Annotated in this window: 11 protein-coding genes; 10 read left to right on the top strand and 1 reads right to left on the bottom strand. The window is 67.3% G+C overall.

Annotated elements, in window-relative coordinates; all coding sequences use genetic code 11:
* Nucleotides 1-50 precede the first annotated feature (50 nt).
* The 5 genes from AC0L58_RS13065 (at nt 51) to AC0L58_RS13045 (ending at nt 7,812) form a co-directional block, all read left to right on the top strand.
* Nucleotides 51-2,177 (top strand): RelA/SpoT family protein, encoded by a 2,127-nt coding sequence (locus tag AC0L58_RS13065; RefSeq protein ID WP_473684070.1) that lies wholly within the window; start codon nt 51-53, stop codon nt 2,175-2,177.
* Between the two features lie 83 nt (nt 2,178-2,260).
* Entirely contained in the window at nt 2,261-3,964 is a 1,704-nt protein-coding gene (locus tag AC0L58_RS13060; protein ID WP_473684068.1) for a hypothetical protein, read from the top strand.
* Nucleotides 3,965-3,971: 7 nt separating this feature from the next.
* On the top strand, nt 3,972-4,811 hold the full coding sequence (locus AC0L58_RS13055; RefSeq protein WP_473684066.1) for an SDR family oxidoreductase: 840 nt from the start codon (nt 3,972-3,974) through the stop codon (nt 4,809-4,811).
* A gap of 137 nt (nt 4,812-4,948) precedes the next feature.
* Entirely contained in the window at nt 4,949-7,294 is a 2,346-nt protein-coding gene (mrcB, locus tag AC0L58_RS13050) for a penicillin-binding protein 1B (protein ID WP_473684064.1), read from the top strand.
* Between the two features lie 2 nt (nt 7,295-7,296).
* Nucleotides 7,297-7,812, top strand: coding sequence for a tetratricopeptide repeat protein (locus AC0L58_RS13045; protein ID WP_473684062.1), 516 nt, complete (start codon nt 7,297-7,299; stop codon nt 7,810-7,812).
* Between the two features lie 249 nt (nt 7,813-8,061).
* On the opposite strand, the gene AC0L58_RS13040 is transcribed toward AC0L58_RS13045, so the two are convergent.
* Nucleotides 8,062-8,451 carry an MAPEG family protein gene (locus AC0L58_RS13040; RefSeq protein ID WP_473684060.1) on the bottom strand — a complete coding sequence of 130 codons (390 nt, stop codon included), beginning with the start codon at nt 8,449-8,451 and terminating at the stop codon, nt 8,062-8,064.
* 122 nt (nt 8,452-8,573) lie between these two features.
* Between AC0L58_RS13040 and AC0L58_RS13035 the strand changes: the two genes are divergently transcribed.
* From AC0L58_RS13035 to AC0L58_RS13015, 5 genes are all read left to right on the top strand, one after another.
* Nucleotides 8,574-10,508, top strand: coding sequence for an ATP-dependent DNA helicase (locus AC0L58_RS13035; RefSeq protein WP_473684058.1), 1,935 nt, complete (start codon nt 8,574-8,576; stop codon nt 10,506-10,508).
* Nucleotides 10,509-10,990: 482 nt separating this feature from the next.
* On the top strand, nt 10,991-12,346 hold the full coding sequence (creD, locus tag AC0L58_RS13030; RefSeq protein ID WP_473684056.1) for a cell envelope integrity protein CreD: 1,356 nt from the start codon (nt 10,991-10,993) through the stop codon (nt 12,344-12,346).
* Entirely contained in the window at nt 12,343-13,035 is a 693-nt protein-coding gene (tsaB, locus tag AC0L58_RS13025) for a tRNA (adenosine(37)-N6)-threonylcarbamoyltransferase complex dimerization subunit type 1 TsaB (RefSeq protein WP_473684054.1), read from the top strand. The genes creD and tsaB overlap by 4 nt, the downstream gene beginning before the upstream one ends.
* 514 nt (nt 13,036-13,549) lie before the next feature.
* Nucleotides 13,550-14,296: a polysaccharide deacetylase family protein gene (locus AC0L58_RS13020; RefSeq protein ID WP_473684052.1), complete on the top strand. Its 747-nt coding sequence runs from the start codon at nt 13,550-13,552 to the stop codon at nt 14,294-14,296.
* Nucleotides 14,293-15,369, top strand: a complete 1,077-nt coding sequence (locus tag AC0L58_RS13015) for a glycosyltransferase family 4 protein (protein ID WP_473684050.1) — start codon at nt 14,293-14,295, stop codon at nt 15,367-15,369. The genes AC0L58_RS13020 and AC0L58_RS13015 overlap by 4 nt, the downstream gene beginning before the upstream one ends.
* Nucleotides 15,370-15,391 lie beyond the last annotated feature (22 nt).

Below are 15,391 nucleotides of genomic sequence, written 5' to 3'. Positions count from 1 at the left end.
GGCGATCCGCGTTCTCGTTACTATGGTCGCACGCAAGGAACCTTGGCGACATGTCTCCACGTCCACCCACAACCAGCCTCACGCATTGGCGCGAACGCGCCGACGCCTTGCCGCAAGAACTGGCCGAGGCGCTGCGGGCGGCGGCCACGCTGCCGCTGCCCGAAGCCGAATGTGGCGACACGCTGGACCTGCTGGGCATGCTCGGCTGCGACGCGCAGACCCAGGCGGCTGCCCTGTGGTTCGAGCTGGCGCGTGCGGATCCGGCGTTGTGGGCATCGCGCAGCGTCAGGTTGCCGGCGGAGTTGCAGCGACTCGTGGCCGGCCAGCAAGCCGCCGAGCAGGTCTGGGCGCTGCACGCGCAGCGCTCGACGGAGGGCTCGACCGAAGGCTTGCGCCGGCTGCTGCTGGCGATCGTGCGCGATTTGCGCGTGGTGTTTGTGTTGCTGGCCCGGCAGCTCGCGCGGATGCGGGCTGCGGTTGCGCTGCCGCCGGAGCAGGCCGCGGCGCTGGCGCGGCTTAGCCGCGACATCCATGCCCCGCTGGCGAACCGGCTCGGCATCTGGCAGCTGAAATGGGAGCTGGAGGATCTGGCCTTCCGCTTCCTGCAGCCGGACACCTACCGCCGGATCGCGAAGCTTCTCGACGAGCGGCGCGCCGATCGCGAGCAATTCATCCGCCAATCCCTGGATGAACTGCAGCAGGCGCTCGACGCCGCGGGCATCCGTGCCGACCTGGCCGGGCGGCCCAAGCACATCTATTCGATCTGGAAGAAGATGCAGCGCAAGTCGCTGGACTTCTCCGACCTGTACGACATTCGCGCGGTGCGCATCCTGGTCGACAGCATCACCGACTGCTACGCCGCCTTGGGCGTGGTGCATGCGCATTGGCCGCATCTGCCGAACGAGTTTGACGACTACATCGCGCGGCCCAAGCCGAACGGTTACCAGTCGCTGCATACGGCCGTGCTGGGTCCGTCCGGCAAGACCCTGGAAGTGCAGATCCGCACCCATGCCATGCACCGCGCCAACGAACTGGGCGTGGCCGCGCACTGGCGCTACAAGGAAGGCGGCGGCAGCGACGCCGAGTTCGAGGCGAAGATCGCCTGGATGCGCAAGCTGCTGGAGCCGCGCAGCGGCGACGACAGCACGCTGGCGGCGGAGTTGCAGACCGAATTGCTGGAAGATCGCGTCTATCTGCTGACACCCAAGGGCGAAGTGTTCGACCTGGCACGCGGCGCCACGGTGCTGGACTTCGCCTACCTGATCCACACCGAGGTCGGGCATCGCTGCCGCGGCGCCAAGGTCAACGGCCGCATCGTGCCGCTGACGTTTCAGCCGCAGAGCGGTGACCGGGTGGAAATTCTCACCACCAAGGTCGCCGAACCCAGCCGTGACTGGCTGTCGCCGCACCACGGCTATCTGAACACCGCGCGCGCGAAAGACAAGGTGCGCGCCTGGTTTCGCCGTATCGCGCATGACACCAATCTCACCGTTGGCCGCGGCATGCTCGAGCGCGAATTGCGCCGACTGGGCCTGCCGCAGGCCGAAATCGGCAAGCTGCCCGCGCATTTTCACCTGCAGACACAGGACGAGTTGCTGATTGCACTGGCGCTGGGTGAAGTCACCCCGGGCCAGATCGCGCGCGTGTTGCAGGAGGCCGCGCATCCGCCGGCGGCGACACCGACGCCCGCACCCGCGCCGGCGCGGCCAACCGCACTGGAGCAGGGCGCGCTGAGCATCGAGGGCATCGGCAACCTGCTCACCACGCTGGCGCGTTGCTGCCAACCGTTGCCGGGGGATGCCGTGCGCGGCTACATCACCAAGGGTCGTGGCGTGTCGGTGCACCGGGCCGATTGCGGCAGCCTGGCGCGCCTGCTGCGACGCGATCCGGACCGGGTGATCGAGGTGAGCTGGGGCCGGGCCGCGAGCCAGGCCTATGAAGTGGACATCGAGCTGCGCGGCTACGACCGCAAGGAGCTGCAGAAGGATGTCACCAACGTGATCAGCAACGCCGGCACGCACATTCTGGCCTCCGCCAGCCGACTGCATCCGGAAAGCGGCGAGGTGGACATGCGCTACACCTTGCGGGTGCGTGATTTCGAGCAGCTGTCGACCCTGCTGGGCAAGTTGTCGGCGCTGCCGAACGTGACCGATGCGCGTCGTGTCGGCATCGGCTGAATGCTGAACGACGGTGGTGGTGGTGCAAGGCGGGCCGCTGGCCCGATGTTAAGCTGCGGCTGATATTTCCAGCGTCATGGACCATGAGCACTCGCCGGGACCCGAACGACAACAGGCCACACCTACGCAGTGAACCCACCCTGGGCGATCTCGACCGCGTGGATGAACCGCTCCCGCGCGACCCGGACGGGCTGCCGCAGGTCACCGTCGAGCCGCGTCGACCCCGTCATGCGCCCGCGGCCGCCGCGCCACCGGTGCGACGCCAGCGGCGGCGTTGGCCTGGCCTCGTGCTGGGGTTGCTGATGGTCGTCCTGGCAGGTTTGTTGTGGTTGAACCAGGGCAACCTGCGCGGCATGTTGCCGCGTACCGACCTCAACACCGTGCTGACGCAGGCACAGCAAGCCTTGAAGGATGGCCGTCTGGACGGCCAGGATGGCACCAGCGCACGCGAGCTGTTCCAGCAGGTGGCGGCGCGCGAGCCGGATAATGATCGTGCTCGCGAGGGCCTGCGCCAGGTGGGCCAGGCCGAATTGTCACGTGCGGATGCCGCGCTGCAGGCTGGCCAGCTGGCCGAGGCGGCGCAGCGTGCCGCGGTGGCGCGCGAACTGCTCGGCGGCGGCAGCGATGTCGATCGACTCGACACGCTGATCAGCCGCGCCCAGGCGGCGCAGGTGCAAACCGTGGACCTGGTCGATCAAGCCCAGCAGGCCCTGGCGGCAGGCAAGCTGGAGGGGCCGCAAGGCGCCGGCGCCTTGTATCGGCGCGTGCTCCAGGCCGACCCCGGCAATGCCGTGGCGCGGCATGGGCTCGACCAGGTGGGCAACGCCCTGGCCGTGCATGCGCACGACGCGCTGGAATCGAACGATCTGGCCAAGGCCGATGCGAGCATCGAACAACTCAGCGCGCTGCAGCCGAACAACGGTGCCTTGCCGGCCCTGCGCGCCCTGCAGGCGCAGTTGCGCCAGCAGCAGGATGGCGCGCTGAAGGCCGCCCTCCAGCGCGGCCGTGAGGCCTTGCGCGCCGGCCGCATCACGGGATCCGGCGACGACACCGCTCTGGCCGGTTTCAAGGCGGCGCTGGCACTTGATCCGGACAGCAGTGAAGCCAAGGCGGGCCTTGGTGACGTGGCGCAGGCGCTGACCGTGCAGGCCAACGCAGCAATCGATGCCGGCGATACCGCGCAGGCCGGTCAGCTGCTCGATCAGGCCGCGCAACTGGCACCGAAATCGGCCGATCTCGCGGCGGCACGCGCGCGCTTGCGCAGCAAGGCGGCCACCGCGTCGAACAATTCCGGCGCGGACACTGGCGACAGTCGTGGCGATGTCGTCACGGCAGTGCTGTCGCCCACGCAGAGCGCGGCGGTGGCACAACTGGTGAAGCGTGCGCAGCAGGCTACACGCAGCGGCAACATCATGATGCCGCCCGGCGACAGCGCCTACGACCTGTATCGCAGCGCGCTGGCGATCGACGGCAACAGCGCAGCCGCGCGCCAGGGCTTGCAGGGTTTGCCCGACGAGGTCAGGCAACAGTTCAAGCAGGCGCTGGCCGCCGGCAAGCTGGGGCAGGCCGGTGACATGCTCGCCAACCTCGCCCAGCTGGCGCCGGGCGACTCTGCGCAGGGCGTGCTCGGCAACCAGTTGGCCAGTGCCTGGCTCGATCGCGCCGAGCAGCAACTGGACAACGGCGATCGCATCGGCGCCAGCCAGTCGCTGGCGCACGCGCGCAAACTGGCGCCGAATCACCCGCGCCTGAGCGACTTGAGTGCCCGCCTGCAGGGCGGGCAGTGAGCGCGGCATGACCGTGCTGGTGGTCGGAGGCAGCAGCCAGATCGGCCATTTCCTGCTGCCGCGCCTGAAATCCAGCGGCGAGCCGATCGTGGCCTTGAGCCGGATTCCGCGACCAGCGCGGGAGGGCGTGGAGTGGCTGCTCGGCTCCCTCCCTGACGCGATGCCGTCGCTGCCTGAGCTGTCGGCGATCATCAGCTTCGGCCCGTTGCAGGCGCTGGCCGAATGGCTGGGGCGGATGACCCCGGTCGGAACCCCGCGCGTGATTGCAACGAGTTCGATGAGCGCCGAATCCAAGCGCGACTCCGCCGTGCCGGCCGAACGCGAGATCGCGCGGCAGCTGTGCGCCGGCGAGACGGCACTGGCCGGGATCTGCGCGCGACGCGGCTGTGCCTGGACCGTGTTGCGTCCGACCCTGGTGTACGGCGCCGGGCTGGACCAGAGTCTCACGCCGATCGCGCGACGGGCGATGCGGACCCGGCTGTTTCCGATCCCCGCCGGTCGCGGTCTGCGCCAGCCAGTGCACGCCGATGACCTTGCGCAGGCGGTGCTGGCGGCGCTGGAATGTCCTGCCGCGGCCGGGCAGATCATTCCGATCGGCGGCGGCGAGCGGCTGCCCTATCCGGAGATGTTTGCGCGGGTGCGCAAGAGCCTGCCTTGCGCGACATGGCCCGTGCCGCTGCCAGCGTGGCTGCTGCGGCTCGGCCGGCAGTGGTATGCGCCGCTGCGCGGCCCGCTGAGTCGGCTTGACCACGATCTGGTGGCCGACAACGCCGAGCTGCAGCGCCTGCTGCATCTCCAGCCCCGCCCGTTCCAGCCCGATGCCGCGATGTGGCAGCCGCCGGCGTAGTCGGCTGGACTGGCAAATTGCTCGCATGGCTCTGCCCGCATTGCCCGCGTTTGGCCACAAAACCGCCTCCTGCGTTCATTTGCGCGCCGGGGTGCAGGCCCTATGATCGAAACACCTGATTGGCGGATTTCCCCACGTTGGCTTTCCTGACTCGTACCCGTTCCCTCGCACGCCGCAGCTGGCCGTGGCTGCGCATTCCCTTCTGGATCGCACTGGGCCTGCTGGTCGGCTTCGTGCTGCCCTACGTGCTGGTACTCAACAAGCGGGTGCAGGATCGCTTCAACGACCTCGTGTTCGCGGTGCCCACGCGAGTCTATGCGCGACCGCTGCCGCTGCAGGTCGGCGAGCCGATGTCGCCCGCGGCGCTGGAGCTCGAGCTGACCTTTGCCGGCTACAGCCATGATGCCCGCGGCGAAGTGCCGGGCAGTTGGGTGAAGAAGGGCTCGCACTACGTGATTTCCTCGCGCGGCTATGCAGGGCCGGATGGCGGCGAGTTGCCGAAGCGGATCCGGGTGAGCCTGGGCCGGGGCGATGTGTCGTCGGTGCAGGATGCGAGCAGCGGCAAGCCGATCAAGCTGACCCATCTCGATCCCGCACGCATCGCCACGCTGTATGGCGCCACCCAGGAAGAGCGCCGCTTCGTGCAGCTGGCAGACGTGCCGCCGTTGCTGGTCAAGGGTCTGCAGGCGGTCGAGGATCGCAACTTCAAGAGCAATATCGGCATCGATTTCAGCGCCATCGCGCGGGCGGCATTTGCCAACCTGCGCGCCGGACATACCGTGCAGGGCGGATCCACGCTGACCCAGCAGCTGGTGCGCAACCTGTTTCTCAGCCGCGACCAGACCTTCACGCGCAAGATCAACGAGGCGCTGATGTCCTTGTTGCTGGAGGCGCATTACAGCAAAGGGCGCATCCTCGAGGCCTACGTCAACGACGTGTTCCTCGGCCAGCAAGGCAACCAGGCGGTGCATGGCTTCGGCGCCGCGTCGGAGTTCTACTTCGGGCGCCGCCTGCAGGAGCTCAGGCCGCAGGAGATCGCGCTGCTGGTCGGCCTGGTGAAAGGGCCGAGCTATTACGACCCGCGTCGCGCGCCGAAGCGTGCGTTGGCGCGGCGCAACCTCGTGCTGCAGGAATTCTTCGACACCGGCCTGCTCACGGCCGGGCAACTCAACGCCGCCCAGGCAGCGCCGCTGGACATCATCAAGGACGGCCAGCTGCCGCACAATCGGTTCCCGGCCTTCATGGACCTGGTGCGCAAGCAGATCACTGCCGACTTCGACGAGAAGTCGTTGCGCGAGGGCAATCTGTCGATCTTCACCACGCTCGACCCGGCGGCGCAGCTGTATACCGAACAGGCCATCACCAGCACATTGAAGGGCCTGGGCAAACGGGGCGACGGCGTGCAGGCGGCGGCGGTGGTCACCGATGCGCAAACCGGCAGCGTGCTGGCCGTGGTCGGCAGTCGCACGCCGGGCGAACCGGGTTTCAATCGCGCGCTGGACATCCAGCGGCCGATCGGTTCCACGATCAAGCCGTTCGTCTACCTGGTCGCGTTGACCCAGCCGGAACGCTGGAATCTGGCCAGCCTGATGGACGACAGTCCGATCAGCATGCGCCAGCCCAACGGCAAGGTGTGGACGCCGCAGAATGACGATCACCAGAGCCACGATCCGCTGATCATGGTCGATGCGCTGGCGCATTCGTGGAACCTGGCGACGATCCATCTGGGCATGCAGGTCGGACTGCCGCGGATCCAGGCATTCCTGAAATCCTTCGGCATCGGCGACATCAACCCCAGCCCCTCGCTGCTGATCGGCGCGCTTGACCTGGCGCCCTTGCAGGTGGCGCAGCTGTACCAGTACCTCGCCGCCGACGGACATGCGTTGCCCTTGCTGGCGGTGCGGGGCGTGCTCGATGGCAACGGCCGCACGATCAAGCGCTATCAGGTGCAGCCCGGCCCCGGTGAATACCAGGACGCGGTGCGGCTGACCACCTGGGCGATGCAGCAGGTGGCCGAGTATGGCACTGCCAGCGCCATCGGCAATTCCAACCTCGCCTGGCTGCATGCCGCGGGCAAGACCGGCACCAGCAACGACATGCGCGACAGCTGGTTTGCCGGTTTCACCGGCGAGCATCTGGCGGTGTTCTGGATGGGCCGCGACGACAACAAGCCGACCACCCTGTTCGGTGCCAGCGGCGGTCTGCGCGCCTGGCGCGACCTGTTCGCCAAGCTGCCGACCCGGCCGCTGTCCGCCGCACCCGGTGCGGGGCTGGAAATGGCCTGGGTCAATCCCGAGGACGGCAAGCGCACCGAACCGCAATGCCAGGGCGCGCAGCAGGTGCCGGTGGTGGCCGGCAGCCTGCCCCCCGATACCGAGGGCTGCTTCTGGCAAGGCGTGCAGAACCTGTTCGGTGGCGATTCCACGGCGCCGGCGAGCGGTACGCCCGCCGCATCTTCAACCAATCCACCGATCCGGAACTGATCATGCGATTCCCGTTCAAATGCTTGCTGTCGTCGGCCTTGCTGGTCGCCGGTTGCAGTCAGTTCTCGCCCAAGGTGCCGGAGCAAAAGGCTGCGCCATCGAGCCGGGACATGGTGGCCGCGATCCGTGCTGCCGGTGCGCAGGACAACTCGGTCATCGAGGTCAAGCCGTTGCGCGATCCGGCCGTGGCGAGCCTGGTCGATGCCGCGCAGCAGGACGAGCAGGGCGGCCACTATGCGGAGGCCGCAGGCAAACTCGACCAGGCACTCCAGATCGCGCCGGATTCGCCCGAGCTGCTGCAGGACCGCGCCGAACTCGCGGTGCGGCTGGGTGATTTCACCCGCGCCGAGCAGCTTGCCCGCAAATCATGGTCGCTCGGTCCGCAACTTGGCCCGCTGTGCGCGCGCAACTGGCAAACCATCGTGGAGACGCACCTGCGCGTTGACGATCAGGCCGGTGCAAACACCGCCCGCAAGTGGGTCAAGCAATGCCGCAAGGCGGACATTCCCCGCTATTGAGACGGGTCGCCGATCGGGCAGCCTGAGGCGATGTCGGTCGCGGACACCAGGGCATGCATGAACCTCGCTTCCCCCGCTGTGCGGGGCAAGGTGCCCGCCAGGGCGGATGGGGGCGCTCTTTCGACGGGCATCGCGCATCCCGGTCATCGACGCCGTGCGCAGCCATGGCAATGCCGATCGAGTATCGAGTAGCGCAAACCCAAATCGCGTCGCTCTGCACAGCCCCGTACCGACCCCGTCGGCATTGCCTCAGAACATGGCCGTCAGCACCAGCACGATGCCCGCGATGCTCACCGCCCAGACCAGGGTGCGCAGGTAGGGGATGCCGGCTGCATAGACCGGCACGTAGACCAGCCGCGCCCAGAAATACAACTGCGCGCCCAGCGCCGTCGTGCCATCGAGGCGTTGCATGGCAAATGCAGCCAGCACGGCAGCCGCGAACAGCGGAAAGGTTTCCAGGAAGTTGGCGCGGGCACGATCCAGCCGCCCCGCCACGCCCGTCAGTAGCTTGGCGTCGCCGTCGCGAGCACCGGCGGCCCAGCTCAGGCCACGTTGCGCCACCGAGCCGCTAGCGGCCAGTGCGATCTGCACCAGGCCCAGCACCGCACCAGCTACCAGCATGCACAGTTCGGTCGTCATCTTGCGCTTCCCTCGTGTTTGGAGCTTGCATCGTGATGCATTGCGCCAGCCTTCGCCAGCACGACGCTGGTCTCGCCTGTTTTCCGGATGCCGGTGTGGGCGATACTGCAACGATGACAGACATGGATACGCGTGACGACGATGACGTCGGCGAACTGCTGGGCGCGGAAGGGCCGTTCGCACGCGAACTGCCCAATTTTGCTCCGCGACTGGCGCAACAGGTCATGGCTCGTGCGGTGGCGCAGGCCATCGAAGGGCGTGACACGCTGGTGGCCGAGGCGGGCACCGGTACCGGCAAGACCTATGCGTACCTGGTGCCGGCCTTGCTGTCGGGCGAGCGCGTGATCATCTCCACCGGCACCAAGGCGCTGCAGGATCAGTTGTATTTCCGCGACCTGCCCAGGGTGCGCTCGGTGCTCGGCACGCGGCAGAAGACTGCACTGCTGAAAGGTCGCGCCAACTATTTGTGTCTGTACCGGCTCGACCAGACCGTGCGCGAGGGCGCCAGTTTCGAGCGCGTGCAGGCCGGGCAGCTGGCGACGATCCGCGCATGGTCGGCACGCACCCGCCGCGGCGACCGCATGGAGCTGGCCGAAGTACCGGAGGAATCGCCGCTGTGGCCGCGCGTCACTTCCACCGCGGAGAACTGTCTGGGGGTGGAGTGTCCGTTCTACGACGACTGCCACGTGTTCAAGGCGCGCCGGGAGGCGATGGAGGCGGACGTGGTGGTGGTCAACCATCACTTGTTGTTCGCCGATCTGGCATTGAAGCAGGAAGGTTTCGGGGAAATTCTGCCGGGCGCGGCGGCCTTCATCCTCGACGAGGCACACCAGATCCCCGAACTGGCCGGGCAGTTCTTCTCGCAGAGCCTGAGCGCGCGCCAGCTCACCGACATGGCGCAGGATGCGCTGACGGAATGCGGCGGCGTCACCGGGGCGATCGGTCTGTTGCTGGAACCGGTCGAAGCCCTGCAGGGCGCCTTGCGCAAGCTGCGCCTGGCGATGGATCCGCTGCCCTCACGCGGTGCGTTCGCGCTGCTGGAGGACCGTGCCAGCGTGCGTGACGCGCTGCATGAGCTGGGCGAGCTGCTGGCCACGCTCGCCGAATTGCTCTCCTCGCAGGCGGAGCGCTCGCGTGGCTTCGCCAACCTGCAAGAGCGCGCCGAGCTGTTCCGCGGAAGGCTGGAGCGCATCGTCGAGTCGCATGGCGATCAGGACGTGCGCTGGTACGAGACCTTCCCGCGCGGCTTCGCCCTGTACGCCACGCCGCTGGATCTGGCGGCGCCCATGCGTGGCCTGCGGGAACGGGCACAAGCGGCGTGGATCCACACCTCGGCGACCTTGTCGGTGGCCGGCAACTTCGACCACTTCACGCGTCAGCTCGGCCTGGATGAACCGCGTACGCTGAGCCTGGAAAGCCCGTTCGACTACGCGCACCAGGCGCTGTGCTATCTGCCCGCCGGCTTGCCCGACCCGAACGCGCGCGACTACACCGAGCAGGTGCTCGACGCGGTGCTGCCGGTGCTGCACGCCTCCAATGGCCGCGCCTTCCTGCTGTTCACCTCGCACCGCGCGCTGCGTCGCGCTGCCGCGTTGCTGCAGGACAAGGTGCCGTGGCCACTGTTCGTGCAGGGCACCGCGCCACGGCCACGGCTGCTGGAGGAGTTCCGCGCCAGTGGCCAAGGCGTGTTGCTTGGCGCCGCCAGTTTCTGGGAAGGCGTCGACGTGGTCGGCGAGGCGCTGAGCGTGGTGGTGATCGACAAACTGCCGTTCGCCGCGCCCGATGATCCGGTATTGATGGCGCGCCTCGCCGCGCTGCAGGAATCAGGCATCAACCCGTTCATGGGCTGGCAGGTACCCAGCGCGGCGATCGCGTTGAAACAAGGCGCCGGCCGATTGATCCGCGACGTGCATGATCGCGGCGTGCTGGTGCTGTGCGATCCGAGATTGACCACCAAGGGCTATGGCAAGCTGTTTCTCGCCAGCGTGCCGCCGATGCCGCGCACACGCGAGCTCGCCGACGTGCAAGCGTTCTTCGCTGGTGCAGCCACACCGTAGGGCGGGCTTCGCCCGCCGCATTTGGTCCGGGCCGGCAACAAAAGCCGGCGGGCAGAGCCCTCCCTACGGGCTGTCGCCGATGCCGCGCACACGCGAGCTCGCCGACGTGCAGGCATTCTTCGCTGGTGCAGCCACACCGTAGGGCGGGCTTCGCCCGCCGTACCCGGTCCGGGCCGGCGACAAAAGCCGGCGGGCAGAGCCCGCCCTACGTGCATCCGGCTGTCGCGCACAAGCGAGCTGGCCGATGTGCAAGCATTCTTCGCCGGTGCAGCCACACCGTAGGGCGGGCTTCGCCCGCCGTACCCGGTCCGGGCCGGCGACAAAAGCCGGCGGGCAGAGCCCGCCCTACGCGCGCATGGCTGTCGAGCTGCAGGGTTTGGCCGCGTTTCGCCATGCGTGGGCCCGGCAAAGGCTGAAATCCGCCCGTTGATGACCCGCTTCACCTGTTCCCATCAACACTCCATTCCGGGGAGTGCGGCAGCATGGGCAAGTGGACACAGACGGTCACCGCCAAGGTGCTTGGCATCGGCGTGCTGGCCTTGCTGATGACGATTCCGTTGTTGCAGGTAAGTGGCCTGGTGCTTGAGCGCCAGCAGCTGCGCGAGCAGGCCGTCGCGCAGATCGCGCAGGGCTGGGGTGGCGACCAGGTACTGGGTGGTCCGCTGTTGGTGGTGCCAACCGTGCGCCAGGTCAGTGCGGGTGAAAACCAGCCCTACCAGTTGCGCGCGGGCAGTGAGAGCATGCTGGCCGACACGCTGAAGATGGATGTGGCGATGGCGGTGCAGACGCGCAGCTACGGCATCTATAGTGCTCCGGTGTTCGTGGCGACGGTGAAGCTCGACGCACGTTTCCGCGCGCAGGATGTCGCGCAGTTTCAGCATGACAGCGCGGCCGCCTGGCGGCCTGACAAGGCCGAGTTGCGCCTGCCCGTGGGCGACCTGCGCGGCCTGCAGGAGATCACCGGCGTGAGCATCAACGGCAAACCGGCGCGTTTCGAATCATCGACCTCGCGCTTCGGGCCGTGGCCGAACGTGGTCGTGCCGATCGACCTGGGTGGCATGGCGGGCCAGCCGATCGACGTGGAAATCGCGCTGAAGCTGGCCGGGACGGAATCGCTGAAGCTGCTGCCGCTGGGACGCAGCACGGACGTGAGCATGCGCGCGCCCTGGCGCGACCCCAGCTTCGTCGGCGCGGCGTTGCCGCTGGAGCACCGCCTCGATGCCAACGGTTTCAGTGCGCGCTGGCATCTGCTGGATCTCAATCGCAGCTATGGCCAGCACTGGACCGATCTCGAGGACATGAGCTCCGCGCTGCAGGCTTCCACCTTCGGCGTGCAGTTGTACCAGCCGGTCGACGTCTACCAGCGCAACGTGCGCGCCGGGAAGTACGGTCTGCTGTTCATCGCGATGACCTTCGTGGCCTTCTTCCTGTTCGAGGTACTCAAGCGCCTGCGCGTGCATCCGCTGCAATACCTGCTGGTGGGCGCGGCGCTGGCGACGTTCTACGTGGTGCTGCTGGCGCTGTCGGAACAGATCGGCTTCGGTCCGGCGTATGCACTGGCGGCCACGGCGGTGGTGCTGATCGTCGGGGGTTACGCGATGGCGGTACTGCGCACCCGGCGCGCCGGTGCGCTGCTGGGCGGCGTGCTGGGTCTGATCTACGCGATGTTGTACGGACTCATCGCCGCCGAGCAGTACGCCTTGCTGATCGGCGCCCTGGTGCTGCTGGCGATGGTGGCATTGATGATGTACCTGACCCGGCGTATCGACTGGTACGCCTATGTTCCGATCCCGAGCGAACCGACGCCAGCGCCACCGGCTATCATGGAGCGGTCATGAACCTGCTTGCCATCGAAACCGCCACCGAAGCCTGTTCCGTCGCCCTGATCCACGGCGACGAGTTGATCGCCCGCAGCGAGATCGCGCCACGCCGCCACACCGAGCTGGTGTTGCCGATGGCCGATGCGCTGCTGGCCGAAGCCGGCATCGGGCGGCTGGCGCTGGACGCGATCGCGGTGGGCCGCGGTCCGGGCGCATTCACCGGTGTGCGGCTGGCCGTATCGCTGGCGCAGGGCATGGCCCTGGCGCTGGATCTGCCGGTAATCACCATTTCCTCGCTGGCGGCGCTGGCGCTCGAAGCGCCCGAGGAAGAGGACACCGCCATCCTCGCCGTGATCGACGCGCGCATGGGCGAGATCTATGCCGCCAGCTACCGACGCGACGACCACGGCGGCCTGGTCGCTCTGGATGACGAGCGCATCTGCACCGCCGAGTCGCTGCTGCTGCCCGAGGCGACAGCCTGGCAGGTGGTCGGCAGTGGCTGGGCCACCTACGCCGCCGTACTCAGCCAGCGACTCACCGGCACCCTCCACTCGGCCGACGGCCATTGCTATCCGCAGGCCGCGCATGTTGCCGAACTGGCGGTCCGCGAATTCAAGGCCGGCCGCGGACAAGCGCCCGAACTGGCGTTGCCGGTCTACCTGCGCGACAAGGTTGCGATGACACTGGTGGAGCAGGGGAAGGCCTGAGCGGCCTTGATGGTTTCCGGCGCGTGACTGACTTCGAGGCAACTACACCCGGCCTGCCTTGAAACTCAAGGAGCATCGCGTGTGAAGTCCTTCTGGACGGGCGGCACACGCCACGAGTTGAGCCAAGCCAGGCCCCTATGTGTGGTGGCACGTGCGTCATCCGTGGGGCTGCTCGGCTATCGGACGGTGACGCTGAATCCCTGCCTTGCGGTGCCGCTCAACGGCGCGCCATTGCGTCCAGAGTCGTTCCTGAAATGCCCCGGCATGGCCCGTTGCGGGGACAGCGCCGATTGCGGCGCAAGACCTGCGCATTGGGATTGATTCTTGCTCGACCACGCGGCGTGGTCGTCTCAAAAGGCAGTTTTCCCGCCGGCCCGCGTGCGCCTGACTGACAGCCCGGCGAAAGACTCATCCGCTGAACTAACTCCCTGCACATTCCCCGCGACGACAGGCCCTGGTTGGTCCTGGTCGCCCCTTATCTTGCGTGCAGATTTGTCTGCGATGGAGCCAGGCAATGCCTCACTCGAAGTCTGTGGCCGGCTACCGCCTGCCCATCCTGATGTATCACAACATCGCGTGCGCCCCGCGGGATCTGCGTGTCTATCGCAGCCTTTTCGTAAGCCCTGGCGCGTTCGGTCGCCAGATGGGATTGCTGCATCGCCTGGGTTACCGGGGCCTGTCGATGTCGGCCGCGATGCCGTACCTGCGCGGCGAGCAGCAAGGTCGGGTAGCGATCATCACGCTGGATGACGGTTACGCCGACAACCTCGAATCCGCCCTGCCGGTGTTGCAGAAATATGGTTTCAGTGCCACGACGTACGTGGTGAGCGGAAGCATCGGCCGTTTCAACACCTGGGATGCGGAGCGGCTCGGCATCAGAAAGCCCACCATGAGCGTCGAACAACTGGGCGCCTGGTGTGCCGGCGGCATGGAGGTCGGTGCACACACGCGGACGCATCCGCGCCTGACGCAATGTGACGATGCCCGCTTGCGTCTTGAGGTTCATGGCTGCAAGGCCGACCTGGAGGACCGTCTGGGTGTGGCGGTTACACAGTTCTGCTATCCCTACGGCGACGTCGACGACCGTGTCGCCGACGTGACCCGCGAGGCGGGTTATGCCGCGGCAACGGCCACCCGTCGCGGGCGCGCGGTGCCAGGCAGCGACCTGTGGCGGCTGCCACGGGTGCAGGTGGCACGCCATCATCTGCTGCTGCAGTTCGCCATGCGTGCCCTGACCGCGTACGAGGATCGGCGGGCATGAAGTTTCTGTTCGTGGGAACCAACCCGGAAAACAGCGGGGCCGCCACACATTTCGTCGCGCTGGCACAGGCGCTTGTCGAGGCCGGACACGAGGTCGTCGTCGTGGCATGCCGTGATGGCCTGATCAGTCACGAACTCGCCGGTTCAAGAGTGCAGCTGGTAGTGGCGACGTTTCGGAATGCGCTGGATTTGCGCGGCTATTTCAAAGTACTTGGAGCAGCCAGGCGCTTCAGGCCGGATTGGCTGGTGGGCAACTTCGGCAAGGAATATTGGCCATTGCTGGTGATCGGATGGATGCGGAAGATACCCGTTGCGCTGTTCCGCCATCGCACGACGCCAATGAGGAGGCTGTCGGCGCATCTGTTCCCGCGCCTGGCGCGGCGCTTCTTTGCTGTCTCCAACTACGCGCGTCAGGGTTACCTGGATCAAGGCATTCCGGCGCAGCTGGTTCGTGTGTTGTACAACCCGGTCAACATCGCGCAGTTCCAGCGCGATGATAAAAAGTGCAGTGCCATTCGGGATGCTTTGGGTATCGACCGCGACGCCATCGTGCTGGGCTATGTCGGCCGCATGCACGTGCGCAAGGGCACGTCTGCCTTGTTTGAAGCTGTCTCCGAGGCGATGGTGGCCGAGCCCAGGCTGCACTGCCTGTGGATCGGTGATGGCCCCGAGGGTCCCGCACTGCGCGAGCGTGCGGCGGCGCATCCACTGCATCGGCGACACCACTTCGTCGGCTGGACGCATGACGTCTACGCATACTACGGGGCCATGTCGATGCTCGCGCTCCCTTCGATCGAGCCGGAGACGTTTGGGCGGGTATCGGTGGAAGCGCAGGCTGCCGGTATCCCCGTTCTGGCAAGCAGGATCGGCGGTGTTCCCGAAACGCTGCATCCGGGCGTGACTGGTGTATTGCTGCCGCCGGGCGACGTCGCCGCGTGGCGGGATGCAATCCTCAACATGTGCGCCGCACCGCGCCGACTGCCGATGGGAGCCGCCGCGCGTCAGTTCGCCCTGGCGCACTTCAGTACGTCCGTCATCGCTGGAGAGTTCTTGAGGATTCTTCTGGATGGCTGACTGGCGGGGCAGCTGCATGCTG

The organism is Rhodanobacter sp. G2-10, assembly GCF_055809185.1.
The sequence above is the reverse complement of the archived record's forward strand: the minus strand, read 5'-3'. Positions and strand labels throughout refer to the sequence as shown.

Bases quoted from the DNA above. Each gene is read 5' to 3' on its own strand.
- tsaB (WP_473684054.1), top strand. From the start codon at position 12,343: ATGAACCTGCTTGCCATCGAAACCGCCACCGAAGCCTGTTCCGTCGCC.
- AC0L58_RS13045 (WP_473684062.1), top strand. From the start codon at position 7,297: ATGCGATTCCCGTTCAAATGCTTGCTGTCGTCGGCCTTGCTGGTCGCC.
- AC0L58_RS13020 (WP_473684052.1), top strand. From the start codon at position 13,550: ATGCCTCACTCGAAGTCTGTGGCCGGCTACCGCCTGCCCATCCTGATG.
- AC0L58_RS13035 (WP_473684058.1), top strand. From the start codon at position 8,574: ATGGATACGCGTGACGACGATGACGTCGGCGAACTGCTGGGCGCGGAA.
- AC0L58_RS13060 (WP_473684068.1), top strand. From the start codon at position 2,261: ATGAGCACTCGCCGGGACCCGAACGACAACAGGCCACACCTACGCAGT.
- AC0L58_RS13055 (WP_473684066.1), top strand. From the start codon at position 3,972: ATGACCGTGCTGGTGGTCGGAGGCAGCAGCCAGATCGGCCATTTCCTG.
- AC0L58_RS13040 (WP_473684060.1), bottom strand. From the start codon at position 8,451: ATGACGACCGAACTGTGCATGCTGGTAGCTGGTGCGGTGCTGGGCCTG.
- AC0L58_RS13015 (WP_473684050.1), top strand. From the start codon at position 14,293: ATGAAGTTTCTGTTCGTGGGAACCAACCCGGAAAACAGCGGGGCCGCC.
- creD (WP_473684056.1), top strand. From the start codon at position 10,991: ATGGGCAAGTGGACACAGACGGTCACCGCCAAGGTGCTTGGCATCGGC.
- AC0L58_RS13065 (WP_473684070.1), top strand. From the start codon at position 51: ATGTCTCCACGTCCACCCACAACCAGCCTCACGCATTGGCGCGAACGC.